The 18,594-nt window shown below is 50.4% G+C and carries 20 protein-coding genes and 1 riboswitch; of the genes, 9 read left to right on the top strand and 11 right to left on the bottom strand.

Annotated elements, in window-relative coordinates:
* Positions 1 to 35 precede the first annotated feature (35 nt).
* Both BQ7480_RS08340 and BQ7480_RS08335 read right to left on the bottom strand, forming a co-directional pair.
* Positions 36 to 1,307 carry a hypothetical protein gene (locus BQ7480_RS08340; RefSeq protein WP_072542509.1) on the bottom strand — a complete coding sequence of 424 codons (1,272 nt, stop codon included), beginning with the start codon at positions 1,305 to 1,307 and terminating at the stop codon, positions 36 to 38.
* Positions 1,308 to 1,368: 61 nt separating this feature from the next.
* Positions 1,369 to 3,732 carry a TonB-dependent receptor gene (locus BQ7480_RS08335; protein ID WP_072542508.1) on the bottom strand — a complete coding sequence of 788 codons (2,364 nt, stop codon included), beginning with the start codon at positions 3,730 to 3,732 and terminating at the stop codon, positions 1,369 to 1,371.
* A gap of 139 nt (positions 3,733 to 3,871) precedes the next feature.
* Positions 3,872 to 4,061: riboswitch (cobalamin riboswitch) on the bottom strand.
* Between the two features lie 98 nt (positions 4,062 to 4,159).
* Here BQ7480_RS08335 and BQ7480_RS08330 point away from each other — a divergent pair.
* The gene (locus BQ7480_RS08330) at positions 4,160 to 4,882 is read left to right on the top strand and encodes a precorrin-2 C(20)-methyltransferase (RefSeq protein ID WP_072542507.1); all 723 of its coding nucleotides are present in this window, start codon (positions 4,160 to 4,162) and stop codon (positions 4,880 to 4,882) included.
* A gap of 173 nt (positions 4,883 to 5,055) precedes the next feature.
* Here BQ7480_RS08330 and BQ7480_RS08325 read toward each other — a convergent pair whose 3' ends face one another.
* Positions 5,056 to 6,036, bottom strand: coding sequence for a DUF3089 domain-containing protein (locus BQ7480_RS08325; protein ID WP_083581887.1), 981 nt, complete (start codon positions 6,034 to 6,036; stop codon positions 5,056 to 5,058).
* A 100-nt stretch (positions 6,037 to 6,136) separates the two neighbouring features.
* The gene (locus BQ7480_RS08320) at positions 6,137 to 6,751 is read right to left on the bottom strand and encodes a flavodoxin family protein (RefSeq protein ID WP_072542505.1); all 615 of its coding nucleotides are present in this window, start codon (positions 6,749 to 6,751) and stop codon (positions 6,137 to 6,139) included.
* 297 nt (positions 6,752 to 7,048) lie between these two features.
* Between BQ7480_RS08320 and BQ7480_RS08310 the strand changes: the two genes are divergently transcribed.
* The 3 genes from BQ7480_RS08310 (at position 7,049) to BQ7480_RS08300 (ending at position 9,659) form a co-directional block, all read left to right on the top strand.
* Positions 7,049 to 8,005 carry a bile acid:sodium symporter family protein gene (locus BQ7480_RS08310; RefSeq protein WP_072542503.1) on the top strand — a complete coding sequence of 319 codons (957 nt, stop codon included), beginning with the start codon at positions 7,049 to 7,051 and terminating at the stop codon, positions 8,003 to 8,005.
* A 115-nt stretch (positions 8,006 to 8,120) separates the two neighbouring features.
* Positions 8,121 to 8,657, top strand: coding sequence for a flavodoxin family protein (locus BQ7480_RS08305; RefSeq protein WP_072542502.1), 537 nt, complete (start codon positions 8,121 to 8,123; stop codon positions 8,655 to 8,657).
* A gap of 111 nt (positions 8,658 to 8,768) precedes the next feature.
* Entirely contained in the window at positions 8,769 to 9,659 is an 891-nt protein-coding gene (locus BQ7480_RS08300; protein WP_072542501.1) for an EamA family transporter, read from the top strand.
* 115 nt (positions 9,660 to 9,774) lie between these two features.
* Here the strand turns inward: BQ7480_RS08300 and BQ7480_RS08295 are convergent, their stop codons facing one another.
* The 4 genes from BQ7480_RS08295 to BQ7480_RS08280 all read right to left on the bottom strand — a co-directional run bounded on the left by BQ7480_RS08295 (position 9,775) and on the right by BQ7480_RS08280 (position 12,654).
* The gene (locus BQ7480_RS08295; protein WP_072542500.1) at positions 9,775 to 10,503 is read right to left on the bottom strand and encodes a restriction endonuclease; all 729 of its coding nucleotides are present in this window, start codon (positions 10,501 to 10,503) and stop codon (positions 9,775 to 9,777) included.
* Positions 10,504 to 10,527: 24 nt separating this feature from the next.
* Entirely contained in the window at positions 10,528 to 11,808 is a 1,281-nt protein-coding gene (locus tag BQ7480_RS08290; RefSeq protein ID WP_235816659.1) for a hypothetical protein, read from the bottom strand.
* A 10-nt stretch (positions 11,809 to 11,818) separates the two neighbouring features.
* On the bottom strand, positions 11,819 to 12,382 hold the full coding sequence (locus tag BQ7480_RS08285) for a hypothetical protein (protein WP_072542498.1): 564 nt from the start codon (positions 12,380 to 12,382) through the stop codon (positions 11,819 to 11,821).
* 65 nt (positions 12,383 to 12,447) lie between these two features.
* Entirely contained in the window at positions 12,448 to 12,654 is a 207-nt protein-coding gene (locus tag BQ7480_RS08280) for a hypothetical protein (RefSeq protein ID WP_072542497.1), read from the bottom strand.
* Positions 12,655 to 13,029: 375 nt separating this feature from the next.
* Here BQ7480_RS08280 and BQ7480_RS08275 point away from each other — a divergent pair, with 375 nt between their 5' ends.
* Positions 13,030 to 13,698, top strand: a complete 669-nt coding sequence (locus BQ7480_RS08275) for an AlkZ-related protein (RefSeq protein ID WP_072543957.1) — start codon at positions 13,030 to 13,032, stop codon at positions 13,696 to 13,698.
* A 2-nt stretch (positions 13,699 to 13,700) separates the two neighbouring features.
* On the opposite strand, the gene BQ7480_RS08270 is transcribed toward BQ7480_RS08275, so the two are convergent.
* Positions 13,701 to 14,609 (bottom strand): AEC family transporter, encoded by a 909-nt coding sequence (locus tag BQ7480_RS08270; protein ID WP_072542496.1) that lies wholly within the window; start codon positions 14,607 to 14,609, stop codon positions 13,701 to 13,703.
* Between the two features lie 146 nt (positions 14,610 to 14,755).
* Between BQ7480_RS08270 and BQ7480_RS08265 the strand changes: the two genes are divergently transcribed.
* Together BQ7480_RS08265 and BQ7480_RS08260 are read left to right on the top strand one after the other, a co-directional pair.
* Positions 14,756 to 15,055, top strand: coding sequence for a glutaredoxin-related protein (locus BQ7480_RS08265; protein ID WP_072542495.1), 300 nt, complete (start codon positions 14,756 to 14,758; stop codon positions 15,053 to 15,055).
* Between the two features lies 1 nt (position 15,056).
* Positions 15,057 to 15,668: a YqiA/YcfP family alpha/beta fold hydrolase gene (locus BQ7480_RS08260; protein WP_072542494.1), complete on the top strand. Its 612-nt coding sequence runs from the start codon at positions 15,057 to 15,059 to the stop codon at positions 15,666 to 15,668.
* 88 nt (positions 15,669 to 15,756) lie between these two features.
* On the opposite strand, the gene BQ7480_RS18170 is transcribed toward BQ7480_RS08260, so the two are convergent.
* Both BQ7480_RS18170 and BQ7480_RS18165 read right to left on the bottom strand, forming a co-directional pair.
* Positions 15,757 to 15,987 (bottom strand): hypothetical protein, encoded by a 231-nt coding sequence (locus BQ7480_RS18170; protein WP_235816658.1) that lies wholly within the window; start codon positions 15,985 to 15,987, stop codon positions 15,757 to 15,759.
* 22 nt (positions 15,988 to 16,009) lie between these two features.
* Entirely contained in the window at positions 16,010 to 16,369 is a 360-nt protein-coding gene (locus tag BQ7480_RS18165; protein ID WP_235816657.1) for a hypothetical protein, read from the bottom strand.
* Between the two features lie 222 nt (positions 16,370 to 16,591).
* Here BQ7480_RS18165 and BQ7480_RS08250 point away from each other — a divergent pair, with 222 nt between their 5' ends.
* Both BQ7480_RS08250 and BQ7480_RS08245 read left to right on the top strand, forming a co-directional pair.
* A complete protein-coding gene (locus BQ7480_RS08250; protein WP_139255746.1) occupies positions 16,592 to 17,437 on the top strand; it encodes a hypothetical protein in 846 nt (281 codons plus the stop codon).
* Positions 17,438 to 17,489: 52 nt separating this feature from the next.
* Positions 17,490 to 18,578: a glycerate kinase family protein gene (locus BQ7480_RS08245; protein WP_072542492.1), complete on the top strand. Its 1,089-nt coding sequence runs from the start codon at positions 17,490 to 17,492 to the stop codon at positions 18,576 to 18,578.
* Positions 18,579 to 18,594: the final 16 nt, after the last annotated feature.

The following is an 18,594-nucleotide window of genomic DNA, read 5'->3' as shown; positions in this document are numbered from 1 at the left end:
ATCGCTTTCTTATCCTTGCAAAGTTATAAGATTTCTCAATTCTCCACTACTCTCAATACGTCGAAATAGTAACCCTGCGCGATATCCGCCCCTTTTTCCACCTTTCCGGTAGCGACGTCGTAAATATAAATGCAGGTACTTTTCTCCGTATTGACCCCGATATAAGCCTTTCCGTTTACCACCACCGAACGCTGGGAGAAGCGGCCACTATTGAAACCGATTTCCTTCCCGTCGCAAGCCAGCCGGGTTCTTTTGCCCGTTTTCAAGTCCACGATGGAATAATACAGGCTGTAAGTGTCCCGTCCCGTATTGGCCGACTGGTTTCTGGCGTAAGTCAGCGCCTTGCCGTTGCCCAGGTACTGAACCGTACACAGTTTCCCGTCCGCATTCGGATAGCCGTTATAAGAAGGGTCGAAGTCCGTTTCCCCCTTGTTGATACGCAACAGACAACCCTCTTCCAAATCGCCCTTCTTGGTAAATGCGGCAAGGTAGAGGTTTCCGGTTTCGTCGTAAGTCACGCAGTCCTGCAACAGCTGTCCGTAGGAGCTTCCGGCCATTTCTCCGGCCAGCGCATTGACCTTGTTGCTTTCCACCTTCATGTCCGAAGGATTGATGACGGCTGTCAGGAAGTTGGAAGTGGGCACCCCTTTCCGGCCGGCCTTGGTCTTTCCATAATAGAAATAATACAGCTTGCCCACCTTCTCATTGTAGGTAAGAATACCCGTCGTCGTAAACGCAGTCGCCTTGGCCGGCAAAGGAAGCTCCAGCGTGCCCTCCGACAAGATACGCATATCCTCCGCATTCAGTTTGGTCCAGACAATCTTGTCCGCATCCCCATTGGCCGCCATAATCAGCAAGGTCTTGTCGTCCAGCCACGCATGCGTATACTTCCGTTCGGTATAGGAATTCACCCCAAACGGCTGTTCCTGCACCACTTCAATCTTGTTGTCCAGAATCCGGAACTTCGTGAAACGTGTCTGCTTGCTCGGCACCTGATAATAATATTTCCCTTTGGCAATCAGCTCGATGGTATACGGATTCAGTTCCACACCGGACCCCTTGATATCAATCATCGGCTGGTCGGCTGTCAGCGATTCCACACTTTTGACAATCGTATTATCTCCTCCTCCCATGCCGCCGTGTTTGCCTACCGTCATGAAGATATCAAAATGATACTTCCCGGCAGGTTCCGGGTCCACCGTATTCTCGGACGGAGTATCCTTACTACATGCCGTAAAAGAAAAAAGTGCCGCAGCAAACACACCCGCTTTCAGGAATCTCAGAAAGGAAAATTTCGTTGTTTTCATACACATAATGTTTAAGATTAATATTACTATAGTTTGTTAATATCTAGTTCAGATTCACATGTCAGTTCAGGAACACCCTGAACTTCAGGAAGAACGACCTTCCCGGTTTTTGCAGTTTGTAATGGTCGTACACCAACTTATCAAAGAGGTTGTCGCAGCTGACCGACAGGTTGTACTTCCCGTTTTCCAACGAGTAAGTCACCCCCGCATTGACCACATGCTGCGCCGGAATCTGCGCCTTGCTCTCCTTCGAGCCATACGCCTCCCAGGTCAGGAAATACCAGTGTACCCACTGATACGAACCCTCCAGGCGCAGACTGCTGTGCTTCAGGCCGACCTCGTGAAACGTATAGTCGACCTCCGCCGCCCCGAACAACCACGGGCGGTTGGGCACCCGGTTCAGGTACGTGGCCGAAGGCTTGCCGTCATCCTTGTATTTACGCTGGTCGCGCGCGTCCTGCCAGCTCACATTGGCCATGCATTGCAAGTGGTTCCTCCAGCTGTAGCGCACTTCCGCATCCAGTCCCTTGATATGCACCGCAGGTACATTCTGATACTGCATCATGCCCTCTTTCTCCGCCACCACGGCCTGAATATAATCGTCCACAAACCGCATAAAGCCGTTCACTTCGTAATACAACACATGCCCCACTCCGGGATGCCACGTACCAAAGAGCCCCACGTTCACGTTGTTGCTCCTTTCCGGACGCAACGCCGTATTGGCATAGACCGTAGACCCGTTGCCCAGCAGTTCACGGGCCAGAGGCAGACGCACGCTATGCTCGAACGAAGCCTTCAGCGCGACCGGCTCCCGGAACTTCACCCGCGTGCCGGCCCCGTATCCCAGGTAATTTCCCGTACTTTCTCCCTTCACCTTGTCCGAGCCCGTCTGCCAGTACAAGTCCGTCTGCCGGATATTCAGGTGATTGATGTAATCCTTGATAAAGAACGTGTTCTCCATCTTTTCCTGCCACAGTTGCTGCTGATAGGAAAGCCCGATGATGTGCTTGCACACCACGTCATTGGACGGCACAAAACTGTCATCCACGTCATCGTAGCGGTCGTTTCCCGTCCGATTGAACAAGTAGTTCAGGTTCAGGGCATGCTGCGGATGAAAGCGATAGTCCCAGTTGGAGCGGAACATCGTCGTGGGGCACTTGTAATGCCGCAACGACCGTTCCCGGCCCGTAATCTCATTGCGGGAACTCTCCACATAATTCCCGTTCCAGTCGTACACCCGGTAGGCCGTATCCACCGTCAGCGAATAGTCCCAGGTATGCGAAAGCATGCTGTGCATCTGCAACCCCTTTAACAGGAAGTCCTTCTTGCGGTACTGTGCCGACACGTTATAAGCCGACCCGTTCCGCTCGGCCATCCCGTAAACCTTGGTCTGGATAGAACCCGTCTGCAGCTCCTTGTCCACCTTCGAATACGAAGCCGTCACAAAGAAGTCGTCTGCCCACCGTTTCCCGCTCACTCCGACCTCCACCTGGGCCAGCAGCGAGAAATAATCGTCGTGGAAACGCCGGCGGTTGGACGGCACGTACTTTCTCACACTTTCCTCCCACACCTCTACCCCTTTCATCATATAGTCGTTCTTTGAATAACTGACTCCGACGGTCGGGCGCACGATAATCCCGCTCTTGGGAAACACCACCTGCGCGTTCAAGTCCGCCTTGTGCGTATGGAACGAACCTATCCCGTACGATAGGTCCAGGTAATTCTTTTTCTCCTTCTTCGTCACGATGTTGATGGCACCGCCCAGCGCGTCAGCCCCCAAATAAGCCGGAACCACCCCCTTATACATCTCGATGTGGTCGATGAGATTGACCGGCAGATTGGCCAGCGACACCCCGGAGCCCTTTGTCTCCAGCGGCACCCCGTCGATGAAATAACGGACCGAATTGCCCGACATCCCGTTGATGGACAGGTCATAGTCCGACCCGACGCCTCCCTCCTGCCGCACCTTGATGCCCGAAGCCCGGTCCACCAGCTCGTTCAGGTTGTTCAACGAACTCACAATCGGCTTCACATCCAGCGCACTGACGGCGAACGTACCTTCCCGCAATTTCTGCGATTGGCTCTTGGCATAGACTTCCACCTCATTCAAGGCCACGGCCTCTTCCTTCAGGACAAAGTCGATTCGCTTGTGCCCGGCCAACCGGACCGTCTGCTTCTGGCTCTCATAACCGATGAAAGAAGCCACCACGGTATACGTCCCCTCCGGAAGCTCCAGTCGGTAGTCCCCCTTCTCGTCCGAATACGTTCCGTAGGCCGTACCCTCCACCGCCAGTGAAGCCTGCGCCACAGGCTGTCCGTGGGCAGACGTGATGCGACCCGAAAGAGTGACCAGTTTCTGTGCCAGCCCTTCCGAGAAGCCGACAATGCCAAAAACGAAAACAAAAATGAGTGTCAGGTGTTTCATAAGTTCCTCAAATCTTCATACCACACACTTATGCCCGCGAGACGCATGCAAATACAAAGAGAAGAGGATTCCGTATATCCAGAACGGGTAGAGAGAAGTCCAGCTCGTTGTTTTCATACCTTATTTCCCGAAAGCATAAAAAACTATGTACACACTGGCAGGTCTTCTGACTTGTTTCTTTTCAGGAGCCTTCCCATCTTTCCGACAGTGGCATGCAGATTTCCTGAAAATCATGCGAAACTTACAGCAGCGGGTCTGTTCAGGACTTTCACCTGATTCCCTTTTCATCACGCTTTATCCAGCAGTGAACCAATATCGCCACAAAGGTAGAAAATATTTTCTGATATGCTACACTACGGCAGATTTTTCATTTTCACAAAAAAGATAGTATCTTAGCGGGCACAAAAAACAACCCTCTTTTGATTATATGGAACCAACATATCCCGCTATTCAGTTTGTATCCTTAGGCCCCGGCGACCCGGAACTTATCACCCTGAAAGGACTGAAGGCCCTACAGGAAGCCTCCTCTATCTATTGTCCGGGTACCCGCAGTGCCGCTGGCATCCCCTCCTCCTACGCCGCGAACACCTTGCGGGCATTGGGAATCGGGGAAGAGAAAATCAAGACATTCACCCTTCCGATGAACAAGCACAGAGAAGCGGCCCTGCAAGTATATCAAGAGGTGGCTGCACACATAGAGGAAGATTACCGTGAAGGGCAGAAAATAGCTGTGGCCGCCGAAGGCGATGCCGGATTCTATGCTTCCGTGCAGTACCTGTATGAATTGTTGGAAAATAAGGGCTTGCCGGTGAGACGCATCGCAGGCATTCCGGCGTTCATTGCCGCAGGACCCGTGGCAGGCCTCCACCTGGCCAAACAGGAAGAAAGGCTGCTGGTCATTCCAGGCCTCATCTCGGCCGAGGAACTGACCGAGAAACTCCACTCCGGCTATGTCCTCGTCATCATGAAACTGCCTTTTTGCGCGGAAGCCGTACGTCAGTGCATCGACTCCCACCCCGAAGCAGCGTTCCATTACTTTGAAAATATCAGCCGGGCGAACGAATTCTATACCTCCGACCCGGCAATTATCAAGGAAAAGAAGTTTCCCTACTTTTCACTGATGGTCATATCCCGGAAAGAAAGAATATGACCGGAAGATTTCACCGCTCCAGTTCCGCACAACGTCCGCAGGCTACCCTCGTTCATTGACACCCGGAAAAAGCGGTTTCATTCAGAATTCCGTAAGACAGAAAAATCTTTCCTCCAAGCATACAGTGCGCCATCCGTCGCCAAGACTATCCCTGGCGCACCGTATCACCTGTCTCACAACCGTGTTTTCTTGAACACCTCGATGCGATTCTTAATATTCTTCTCCAGACATTCCTTGTACAACCACGGCTCACAGCTATGGAAGTCGCCCACATTGAGGAAGCCCATGATGGGCGCATACTCACTGCCGCTGTAACCTTTCACCACGAGCACCTTTTCTTTTTGTGCCACACTCACCGTAATCGTATCGTGCAAGACAGCCGGCACTTCATCCGTACGCCAATTGACAGGATTGATGCAGAAAGCACACGGCGAAGCGATGACAGGCTGGATGTACTTCACATCGCTGACCGAGTTGTAACAGATGGTCACACCGATATCGTCAGGCCCCTGAGCAGCCTTGAGATGCGCAGAAGCCAGTGTGTCGGCAGGCGTCACTTTATATCCCAACACGTAGGCTGCCACCAGCCGGCGGTATGCTTCCTCGGGCATGATTTTCAGCAGCTCCACCACGGCCTTTCCGCCCTGACTGAATCCGGCCAGTACAAACGGGCGGTCTTTCGGACGGTTCTTCAGAAAGGTCTCAAAAGCATTGCGCACATCCTCGAAGGCCACTTCAAAACGGCTGTTGATGATATGCTCATCGCGGGTGGCCCAACCTTCAATCGTGATATGACGGTAGAAAGGAGCGTAGAAATTGTTGTCCTTCCCCATATAAGCAGCCACTCCCGAAATCTCTTTCGTCATGTCGTCACGGTGTTGTTTGTTGTAGACGTCGGCATAGTGGACTGTCACCCCATCCTCTGTCTCCCAGTCTTTTTCCCAGGTCGATACGATATAGAACACATCGGCATTCTGGCCGGCCTTGTCGTTCTCTTCAGTGTACCAGAAAGTCGGGTCGGAATAATCGGGAGCTTTGGGAATATACACTTCCGATTCTGTCTTGCCACATCCCGAAAGCAGCACACACAGTGAAAAGGTCACCAGACACCATAAGCGGAAGTCTTCCCTTGTGTAGAAACTAATTTTTTTCATCAGATTCTTATTGTTAAATGATTCATTAATATGCAGGTGTGACCCTGCCTTTTTCGGAGTTCCAAAGAAACCCATCCGTCACATCCTTCGGTCGTGGTCTCTATCGGATGAAATGGGTCGGCGTCCACGGCTCACTGGGCGGGACAGGCTCCCCTCCTTGCTTCAGGTTCTTCAGCAGCCACGCCATGTTGCGTCCCAGCGTGCGCATGGTCTGCAATCCCTCGATGTCCTGACTCGCTTCGCCGGGCAACCTGCCATGCACGCTGTTCCAGTATTGTGACGACACCACCGGCATGTTGTTGATGGTGAAATACTTGTTCAGGCGGTCGAACGTCGCACTGGCTCCCCCGCGACGGCATACAGCCACCGATGCGGCAGGCTTGTAGGCCAGCAAATCGCCGGCAGAATAGAACAGACGGTCGAGCAGGGCACAAAGCGAGCCATTAGGGCCTGCGTAATACACCGGTGACCCGACAACAAGACCGTCCGCCGTCTCCAGTTTCTCCCGGATTCTCTGATACAACTCATCCTTGAACACGCACCGTCCCAGTTCCCTACAGCGTCCGCAGGCAATACAACCCTGTACGGCTTTGGTTCCGATGGATACGATTTCCGCCTCTACACCATTCGCTTCCAACGCCTTTGCCACTTCCGACAAGGCGATAAATGTGTTCCCCTCTCTGTGGGGACTTCCGTTAATCAACAAAACTTTCATACCTCTCTCTTCGTTTTTTTTACAAAGATAATCGGTTTTGAAGAATTTTGAAGCGCCTCAATTACGGATAATTTTACTTCGATTATTGAAACAGATCAACTTTCCATCCTCTTATTAATTCAATTACAGAACCTTTCCACTGTATTGAACCTCCCTTTTTCCGCTTGCGTTTCGCAGAGGTTTTCGTACCTTTGCCGGAAAAATCCGGATGCCCCGTCCCTGCCTCTCGTCTGTGCACAAAAAGAACGGTCTCATTCAGGATTCCGAAAGATTGGAAAATGATTAAGATAGAGAACAATGAAAAATAACCTCATCCAAATCTCCGCCTGGATTGCGGCACACATCACCCTCATCGTGGTACTGATCACCGCCGTGGCACTCTTCCTCCCCGCCTCGTTCAACTGGATAAGCACTTCGGCCATCACGCCGATGCTGGGCGTGGTGATGTTCGGTATGGGACTGACCCTCCGCCCGTCCGACTTCAAGCCTGTGTTGCAACACCCTAAAGATATTCTCGTGGGCGAACTGGCCCAGTTCCTTATCATGCCTTCCCTGGCGTGGCTGCTCTGCCGACTGCTGGCCCTGCCGGAAGAACTGGCCTTGGGTGTGGTTCTCGTGGGATGCTGCCCGGGAGGTACGGCCAGCAACGTCATCTGCTACCTGGCCAAAGGCGACGTGGCCCTAAGTGTAGCCATGACCGGGGTCTCCACCCTGCTGGCTCCCCTGCTCACGCCGGGCCTCGTGTGGCTGCTGGCCGGAGAATCGGTCGACGTAGACATCGCCGGCATGTTTTTGAGTATCGTGCAGGTGGTGATTCTCCCCATCGTGCTGGGATTTGCCGCCAACCATTACTTCAACCGGACTACCCGGCGAATCGTTCCATTACTGCCCATGATTTCCACGCTGGCCATCGCCTTCATCATCGGCATCATCGTGGCACACAACGCGGCCAGCATCCTCGCGTGCAGCCTGATTGTAGCCGTGGCGGTGATTCTGCACAACGTCCTCGGGTTGGCCTTGGGCTACGGACTGGCGGCCCTGACTGGAAGCGAACCGTCCAAACGGTCGGCCATCGCCATCGAGGTGGGCATGCAGAACTCCGGACTGGCCACTTCGCTGGCTACGACTCATTTCGCCCTGTTCCCCCTTGCGGCCGTTCCCGGAGCCATGTTCTCGGTGTGGCACAACTTCTCGGGCAGCATCGCGGCACAGATTTTCCGGAAGCAGGCGGAACGAAAGCAGGAAAAAGCATGAATACTCATGCCCACACACTTCTGACGCATATTTTTTCAGCCCCTACCTGCACAAAGCTGCGCAGAAAGCTATACCTTTGAATCCGATTTACAAAAACCGATAAAAACAAGACAAGATGAAGAGAGTGATTGTGATTTCCACCAGCCTGCGCACGGGTTCCAACAGCGACATGCTGGCCGACCGCTTTGTGGAGGGAGCCCTCCAGGCAGGTCATGAAGTGGAAAAGATTTCCCTGGCAGGCAAGAATATACAGTTCTGCCGCGGCTGCCTGGCCTGTCAGAAGCTGGGCAAGTGTGTCATCAAGGACGATGCCGACGTCATCATGCAGAAAGTGCTGCACGCCGACGTCATCGTATGGGCTACCCCGATTTATTATTTCGAGATGAGCGGACAGATGAAGGTGCTCATCGACCGTATGAATGCGATGTACACCCTCGACTATCAGTTCCGCGAGGTCTATCTGCTGACCACGGCTGCCGAAGAGGAGCCGGAAGTGCCCCGACGCGCAGAGGGAGGTCTCACGGGATGGATTGACTGTTTCCCGAAGAGCCGCCTGGCCGGGACGTTGTTCTGTGGCGGCGTGGCAGGCCCTCGCAGCATCAACGGAAACCCGAAGCTGGAGGAAGCCTACGAAATGGGACTTCATTGCTGAAAAGATAAATGAGTTCCTTCCCCGGCGCACGGATTCGTGCCCGCGGGGAAGCCCACGTTTCCATTTTATGACTAATTTTGCACCCCGACAAACATTTACTTCTGCAAACACATGAAAAAACTTAGCAAGAACGCCCTCATCGGCTATCCGGCGGGAATCATCACCGGCATCACGTATGGACTGAACCCCTTGTTTGCGGTTCCCCTGATGAAGCACGGCGCCGCCACCGAATCCATCCTCTTCTTCCGCTATCTCTTTGCCGTACTGATTCTGGCCCTGTTTCTGCTGGTGCGCCGGCAGAGTTTCCGGGTTTCCGGACAACAGGCGGGTATCCTGCTCATCCTCGGACTGCTCTACACATCGAGCAGCCTCTTCCTGTTCGATGCCTACGAATACATCGCTTCCGGACTGGCCACGACGCTGGTGTTCCTCTACCCGGTGCTGGTGGCCATCATCATGGTGTTCCTGAAAGTGGTGCCTTCCTGGCCGGTGTGGCTGGCCATCGCGGCAACCTTCGGGGGCGTCCTCATCATGACGCAGGGCGACGGCACACAGGCGCTCAACCCCATCGGTGTACTCCTTTCCATCGGTTCGGCCCTGGTCTACGCCCTCTTTATCGTCATCATCAACCGGAGCAAGGCCATCGCCAGCATCTCCAATTCTCTGCTCACCTTCTATGCCCTCTCCGTGGGAGCGATTGTGTTTCTGGGAAAAATTCTGATTTCCGATACCGCCCTCACCGCAGGTCTCACCCACGCACACGACTGGCTCAACCTGGTAGGACTCGCCTTCCTGCCGACGGTGGTTTCCACGGCGACTCTGGCCATCGCCTCGCGTAACATCGGGGCCACCAAGGCTTCCGTCCTCGGGGTGTTCGAGCCCATCACCGCCATCGTGGTCGGCACGGTTGTGTTCGGCGAACCGCTTACCACAAACATCGTAGTGGGTATCACCATTGCCATCGTGGCCGTCACGTTCATGATTACTTTGACCAAGCGGTGAAAATATCCTATAAAACTGAAGTTCCATAAACGAAGACCAACAATCTCTTCTTATGAGAGCCCAATTTTCTACTTCAGTTTTATAGTGGCATTTGTGAGTTTACATTATCTGAAATCTACTTATAAATATATTCACTTTTCATTTTTAATGTTTGCGTAGGATTTTTCAATTCCTCAATAAAAGGAACCTGCGCAAGAACCAAAAAAATAATGGAAGAACATCTCTTATCAATCTGCTGATTGATATAATCTCGAGTTACAGAGCCTTTTTTTGCGAGATATTCATAAGCCAATTTAAAATCATCATAATCAATTTCACTTGGTATGTCATTTATGGAAGAACGTATTAATGCTGTATTATTAACTTCAAGTATTCTGTTTGGTCCTCTTGAATTAAAAAGAGTTTTCCCTTCCAATGGCCTGATAAAATTGTCCCATATTAACGAAAAATCAGGATATAGCCTATTGTCTTCTGTTATTGCATCATTGACAGTAGATTGATTATCAGGTCTACATTTTTCTATCTTTTTTGTATCCACAGAAAAGATTTCAATACCCAGTTTTTTGGCAACCTCAACCACGTCATCCATTACTTTACCGTCTGTGGCAACAATAGCTTTAGTACAGTCAAAAAAATGTTGAGAACCATACAGTTTCAAGAAAACATCACGATTAACTTTTCGTGTACAGTTTCCAAATTTCTTTACTTGTATGGCTATTTTTTCTTTCCCTTTAAAAGCAAAAACATCCACACCATAATCTCCAGAATATCTCGTTACTTCTGTTTTATATCCTTTAGATTCAAATATACATGCCACATATCGTTCAAATTCTTCTGGTGTCATTTTATTCAAGATTTTATTGATAAATTATTTTTTATAAAAACGCCATGGCCTATTGCATTTTCTGTATCGTTTTCCTGAGTAGGAAAAATACTCTGATTGCAGACCCTTTGGTAAGATATTATATTGCGCTTCCCCGATTTCCTCTTTCATATAGTTTCTATTACCGTCCTTTACAAAACGACCATTTTCGTCTTTTATAAAAGCTGGAACATTTATTCTGCATCCAACCCCTATCTCATAATTTTCACTTTGCATTTTTTCATTGACCCATCCAATAGTCAAGTTACTATTCAATGAAATTCCCATCATCAAATCCTCATAAATGTAAGTAGCACGTTTTTCATACTTTTTAGTTTCCGTCCAGGTGTCATTAGTAAGTGACTCAACTCTATATCCTCTAATGAGAAACGACGCTCTATATTCTTTCACCTGATTTTCAAATGTAATATCTATTCCCGACACATGACAGTTCATAGATCCTAATATGAAATAGGGCAAATCATCACGCTTTTCATAATCTGAAGTATGATACATTGCCGGATCTTTCAAACCATCTGTTTGTTCTTCATGATAATAGAATTCAATATCTTCCAAATAAATACGTCTTCTCTCATTCACAAGAAAGTATCCACCATACAAGAGTTTTTTAGCAAGGAGCATGAATTGCCTAGCTAACTCATTCTCTTTATCTTCCTTCTGAAAATCAGTTACGCCTGTGAAAGTTCCGAGTATTACATTAATACCATCCTCAGCCTCAAATTCATCCAATATTTTCTCCCACTTATTTTCTGTATTAGCTGTTATCGGGTTTATAAAAGCCTCATGTTTATAATTGTTATCTTCCCCTTCTGCTCTTAACCATTTCAAATCAATACCACAAGCACTGTTGAGATTCACAGGCTTTAATCGATATGTCTTTTTCCATTGATTGATATACCAAAAATTGCTTTCAGACGCTAAAGCAATCATTTCTTCTCTTGTCAGAATATAATACTGAAATTCCATATTGATTCCTTCACCGACAACATGTACAAAAACCCACGGACCTTTAACCTTCCTTTCTAGATAATCCTTAGTACATTTTGCCAAAGTCATCCCAATAGGAAAGTTATTGCCTCTACAAGTTTTTACTTGTATGTAAACGTTTTTCTTATTCCCAGGCTGAGAACAAATTAAATCCACAGCTTCATAGTTAGCTATAATAGTATTCGCATTTACCACATTTAACCCTAACTGCATTAATTTGGTTTGAACCATATTCTCCCCAATACCACCTAATTTACTTTTATTTAAAGAAACATTCATATCTATTATTTTACCATCTGACAGATTTTAATTTGGCTACAAGAGTACGTTTAATTTTTTCTTCAGTTTCATGTATAAGCACATCATCCATGAAAAGTATATCTGCAGGTTTTCTTATCCATGGCTCTTCTGTTGTTTTATAAAAAAGATTGATTATACAAATCGATTCTCGTATAATGGCCTTTACTTTCTTCTCATTTTCAGTAAAAATATTCTTACCATAAGTACTGATAAATAGAGTTTCAGCATCTTCTATATTCTCTTCTTTCTGATCTTTTTCATTACCAAAAGCCCCAATCCATATTCTCATATTATCATTTTCATGAAAATCTTTATAATGCGTATGATAATTGTTAAGACGTTTCTCTATTCCATCAGATTTCTTATGAATACCAAAATATGTATAAATTTTTAAGGCTGAATGTCCTTTACCTTTTTTATTCCCTGAGAAATAATAAAAATTAAACAATGATTTATCACAAGTAGAATTATCCTCAAGATAAGACTTCAGCTGCTGTATATTCTTGAAAGGGCCAACCCATTGGATTGTAAATGTTTTAGTAATATCTTGCATAGACTAATACAACTAATTTATCTATATTTATAATTTTATTCCTCCAACAATTACTTTACAGCCAATCAGTAACTCCGGTTCCGGATGTCGAGGGTCACCTCCATGTAACTACGCCGTCCCTCTATGTAATCAGCATAAAGGATTTCCACGTCCTGACCTTTCAACACGTGGCATTTTCCGCACAACTCACAGTTATGCAAGCACTTCCAGGCGTCGAGCACGTATGCCCGGCGTTCTTCCAAGGTAGATTGTTCTATAAGAGGTGGAGTCATAAGGACTGTCTGTTTGATACATTGACAGACAAAGATACGGGTTCTGCTTCATTCAGGTCGAAGCTATCTTCGTAAAAATCCTAAAACATCCCTGCATTGACCTCCCTTCGTCCTTGCATTTTCTACGTTTCCCTTGTGGAAAACGTAGGTTTCCGCCTCGGAAGACGTACGTTTCTCGCCCGGAAAACTTACGGTTCCGGTTCGGGAAACGTAGAAAACGATGGAAGGTTTGCCTGTCAATCTCCCATCGTTTTCCGATATATCGAGAGCGTTTTCTTCTCCAAGAAGAATCTCCACAAAAAATTACGTGCATCTTCTGAGAAGGAATCGGGAAAATGTGTATCTTTCCCTAAAAATAAACTACAGACTAAAGCCATGCCACAAGAACTCATACACTCCTGCCCCGAATTGATTGAGTACATCCGTCAGGTGGGGATGCTGCCCCTGCTCTCCATGGGCATTGCCGGCTGGTCGGCCGAGGAAGTGACCGACGAAGACTGCCAGTACACCCGCCTGCCCGACGGCGGCTGGGAATGGCCGCTCTGGGAATGGAAAGGCGCCATCCTGCAAGAAAGCGGTTGCGCCTACGGCAAGTTTTTCAAGGGAAAAGCCGCGTTCATCAGCCGCGAATGGTGGCCCGATTTCTGCAACTACCGGCGGAGCCTTTTCCCCTATCCGGAAGAAGGGAGCATCGAAGAAACGATTCTCGACGTACTGAAAATTGAGGGACATCAGATTACCCGGAAACTGCGGACTTCCTGCGGTTTCACGGGACCGAAGATGCGGAGCCGTTTCGACGCCTATATCACGCGGCTGCAGATGGCCGGATACATCGTGACGGAGGATTTCGTCTACCCCCGCGACTGCCACGGACGGGAATATGGCTGGGGATGGTCGCTGCTCACCACGCCCGAAGCCCTCTTCGGACGGGAAGCCTGTCACCCGGACCGCACCCCGCAAGAGTCGCGTGAAAGGTTGCTCGGACAGCTGCGGAAAATCCTGCCCCACGAACCGGAAAAGACACTGGAAGCGCTGCTGAAATAAGGCTACAGGAACATCGTCAGCAGCGGGATACTCAGCACGGAGAGCAAGGTGGTGAGGAAGGTGCCCTCGGCCATGATGACCTCCCCCTTCTGGTACTGGATGCAGAACAGGGTGCCGTACGAAGCCACGGGCATGGCGGCCAGCACCACGTTGATATTGGCGATGGTCTCGTCCACCTGACAGAGACGGGAGAGATAGAGAATCAGCAAGGGAACGAGCATCAGACGCAGGGCCGCCATCAGGTAGATGGCCGTGTTGCCGAACATCCGGCGGATAGGCACCTGGGCGATGGACGAGCCGATGATGAGCAGGGCAGCGGGTACGGTGACATTACCCAACAACACGAACGGGGTACTGATGACGCGGGGCGGAACCCATCCCGTCACCACAATCAGGATGGAGAGGTACGAGGCAATCATCGCCGGACAATAGAGCGTGCGCCAGTCGAAGCGCATCTTGCCCTCGCCGCCCGAGATGAAGAGGGTGCCGAACACGAAAATCAGTAGCGTGCTGGGGAAGTTGAGGATGCTGGCGTAGAACACCGCACTGGCACCGAAGATGGAGGCCACGATGGGATAGCCGATGAAGCCCACGTTGCCGAAAGCCAGCATGAAACTGTAAATACCACGGTCGGCCATCTTGACGGGCAGGTAGCGCGGGAGCAGGAAGGCAGCTCCAATCAGTACCACATAGGTGGCGAACCCCACCACGAGCAGCGGCAGAATCAGTTCCTTGTCCGGGAGTGTGTCGCCCATCACCGACGAAAGTATCAGACTGGGGCATGTCACGTTGATGACCAGTCCCGAAAGTTTGCGGTCGAAATCCGCATCCATCATTTTCTTCTTGCTCAGATAATAACCGACGATTACCAGGATGAACAGGATAATCATCTGCGTCACGATTGCATCCATTGTCTTCTTCTTACCTTAAAAAGTCGCGCAAAGATACGGATTATCCCCTTCGGGTATTCACTTGCACCGCAGTTTTTCATCGCCGGAACGGGGAAAATGCGTATCTTTACCCCACGAATTGAATCATCCTAAAAAACGATACGACCATGATCAAGATTTATGGAATGGACACCTGTCCAGACTGCACCTACGTGGAAGCACAAGTGAAAGGCAACGACCGATACGAAATCATCGACATCGGGCAGCACGTGAAGAACCTCAAGGCTTTCCTCAAGCTCCGTGACCACTCGCCCGTGTTCGACGAAGCCAAGCGCATCGGCGCGGCGGGCATCCCCTGCTTCGTGCTGGAAGACGGCACCGTAACCCTCCGTCCGGAAGACGCGGGCCTGCATTCACGCCCGGTGGAAGAAGGCGCCACTTGTAACCTGGACGGAAGCGGTTGTTGAGATGGAAGCACGGAAACTCATTTTTCTGCACGGGTTCTTCGCCTCGGGGGCTTGCGTTCCCGCACAGGCACTGAAGGAATGTATGGCCGGAAAGGCCCTCGTCCTGACACCCGACCTGCCGCTGCATCCGCAGGAGGCCCTCGCCTTTATCCGCCGGCTGTGTGAGCAGGAGCATCCCGACCTGCTGGTGGGCAACAGCAACGGGGCGTTCCTGGCGCAAATCGTGGCCTCCGAAAACGGTCTCCCGGCCCTGCTCGGCAATCCGTATTTCGAGATGACCCGTTTCCTGGCCGAACGCCTCGGTCCCCACGCGTACAAATCCCCGAGGGCAGACGGCCGTGCGCATTTCGTCATCGACCAGGCTCTGATAGACGAGTTTGCCGAGGTACAGCGCCATCAGTGGGACCATTGCACGCCGGAAGGCCGCGAACGCATCTGGGGCCTTTTCGGGGAGAACGACCGTCTGGCGCACTACGAGCCGCTCTTCCTCACGCACTACACCCATGCCTTCCACTTTCCCGGACAGCATACGCCCACGGCGGAAGAGGTGCGGACGTATTATGTGCCGCTCATTGAGGAGCTGTGGAAAGCCCAGTCATCGTCCAGTCTCTGAAAACAAAAAAACCGGAAGAAGTCCGTTCGGATATATTCCGCCCGCCTTCTTCCGGGTATAATTTAATCAAGATAAGAAGTTCAGCTACTTATGCAACGGATTCTTCTTCCTCCTTCTCCACCAAGTTGCGATAGATGACAGCATTGCATCCCAACCGGGCCACCATCAGTACGACAATCAGAATGAAAACCAACAGAACGCCGATATGCGGAATCTGGAGCAGAATCAATGCCACAATAACAAACAAGACATTCAATACGAACCCCACTCCGAAGATAGTCCACTTGTAACCGTAAGTAGCTTTGTTACTACGAATCATGGCCTCCCCTGGCGCCACTCCTCTATCCAACAGAATGAACAAGGCCAGAGACCATCCCAATGAAATTAATCATACCCGGCACTATGACAAAAAGCGAAGCCGGGAAAATAGCCATCCACATCATTCCTTTCAAAGTGAAATATTCTCCCATGTACTTCCTGTACTTCGCATCGAAAATAAACAACGGAGAAATGACTTTTCCCTTGCTCAGTTCGATGGGAATGGTGCTCATGGCGATAGTTGTCCCCACGTTCAAGTAGGGAATCCAAATGGTGACAAGCCACAAAAGGCTGGCCACTATCAACGATGCAAGATTTTTGATTCCGATGGAAATACCTTCGGACAACACTCCAGAGAGTGTGATTTTAGGTTGTGCATTCATAGTAAATAGATTTTAAAATTAGATATATTTCACAAATACAAATATATTCATTAAAAGATAAAAAACAACTACTGCCCCCACTTTCTCTCGATATTTTCACATATATTATCACTCGGCTGTCACTTATTTTATGCTTCACCTGTCCTGAAAATCTATGACAAGAAAAACAAATCTATTTTTTTTCTTTGTGTTACTGACATTTCACCTTAAATCCATACGATTATGAAAAAATGTGTTTTTCTTGTCCTTCTGCTATGGACGAGCTTCCAAATGGCCCAGGCAGAAAATGAATATTACACCATATTCAAAGCCGGAGGCAACCTTTGTACACCCATCACCTTGAAAACACCTTACGGCACCTTCCAGCTGGTCACAGAGCTCACTATCCCTCATTCCTTGAGCTGGTTTGAGGCATACGACTGTGAAGGGAATCAAATTTTATCTCCTACGGGAAGCGTGTCGATGGGAACCGGCAAACCGACCATACGTACCTATGTCTTTACGACACTCTTCCCTCATGTAGGCAGCAACAGCCAGTCGCAGACAAATGAAAGTGACTACCAAACGCCCACCTATTCTTCTTCCAACAGTGAATGGGCCGCAAATGCCGGACGGGCACTGGCTGATCTTACCGATGCCAAGGGCTGGAACAACGAGTATCATCTCATCAACCTGGAAGCAGGCTACGGCTTTACTTATGGCAATGCAGGGATTCGTCTGCGTTATACTTCTCCTGTGGTATTCGGTCTGTCGGTAGCGTTTGGCTACAACACAAAATTCAAGTCCGAAAGAGCAGACGACAAACGCTACCTATGGAACGTAGGCATGCAGATGCACCTTTCCAAATTTCTGGCACTGAGCCTTTATGCCGGTCCACAGTATTTCAGCAAGCACCAGAAAACGGAAATCGGGTTCGGGGGATTTCTGGAATACACCCACCAGATTTACAAACGCCTGGGAGCAAGTGGAGGAATCGGCTTCGTTATGGCGACTGAAGAGCCGGCGAACAAGGGCCAAGGTATGTTCGCCTTCCATATAGGTTTAAGTTACAATTTATTTTGCCGATAAGCAGAAGAAACGTAATTTTGTAGTCAGTATCGCTACACTGAACTACAAACCTATGCGAATCTTACTTGCCCTCGATTCTTTCAAAGGCTGCCTCTCCTCGGAAGAGGTGGAAGACGCTTTCTCGCAGGCCCTGACCGCCCGCGGCGTGGAAGTACGTGCCCTCCCGATGTCCGACGGAGGCGAAGGCATGCTGCAAGCCTTTATCGCCGCCCTGCATGGAGAAATGCGGGAAGTGGAAGTACACGACCCGCTGATGCGCCCCGTCACCGCCCGCTACGGCCTCGCACCCGACGGAACCGCCGTCATCGAAACCGCACAAGCCTGCGGACTGACCCGGATGACCGCCGAAGAGCGTAACCCGCTGGTGGCCACTACCTACGGAGTGGGTGAGCTTGTGGGACACGCCGCACGCCACGGATGCCGCCGCTTTATCATCGGACTGGGCGGAAGCGGCACGAGCGATGCCGGAAAAGGGATGCTTCAGGCTCTGACCGACTGTCTGGCGCCGGACGGAACGATAGAAGAGGTGCTGCACGAAACACTCTCCGGATGCCGCTTCATCCTGGCCAGCGACGTGCGCAACCCGCTCTACGGACCGGAAGGAGCGGCTCACGTGTTTGCCCCGCAGAAGGGAGCCACACCGGAGATGGTGGAGGTACTGGACCACCGTGCCCGTCAGTTTGCCGAAGAGTCGGCCCGCCGCATGGGCAGAGATGCTTCCTCCCAGCCGGGTGCCGGAGCTGCCGGAGGATTGGGGTACGCTTTTCTGCAATACCTTCAAGCCACCACGCAATCGGGTGCCGACCTCCTGCTCGACCTCTGCGATTTCGACACCCTCCTGACCCACACCGACCTGGTCCTCACCGGTGAAGGCCGTGCCGACCGTCAGACCCTCATGGGCAAGTTGCCGGAACGGGTGATGCGCCGTGCACAAGCTCACCACGTCCCCACCTGGCTGGTGGCCGGACAGGCCCTCGACGCCGAGCCGCTGCTCCAGGCTGGATTCAGTCGCGTGGACAGTCTCACGCCCGAAGGCATGCCCCTTGAAAAAGCCATCCGTCCGGAAGTCGCCCGAAAGAATATTGAGCGGTGGGTGGAAAGGAACTTCCCACTTAACCAGGCAAATATCCCGAAAGAATGATGAGCCATAGGAAAAT

It is taken from the genome of Bacteroides mediterraneensis (assembly GCF_900128455.1).
GTDB lineage: Bacteria > Bacteroidota > Bacteroidia > Bacteroidales > Bacteroidaceae > Phocaeicola > Phocaeicola mediterraneensis.
This window is presented reverse-complemented; position numbering and strand designations above follow the sequence as displayed.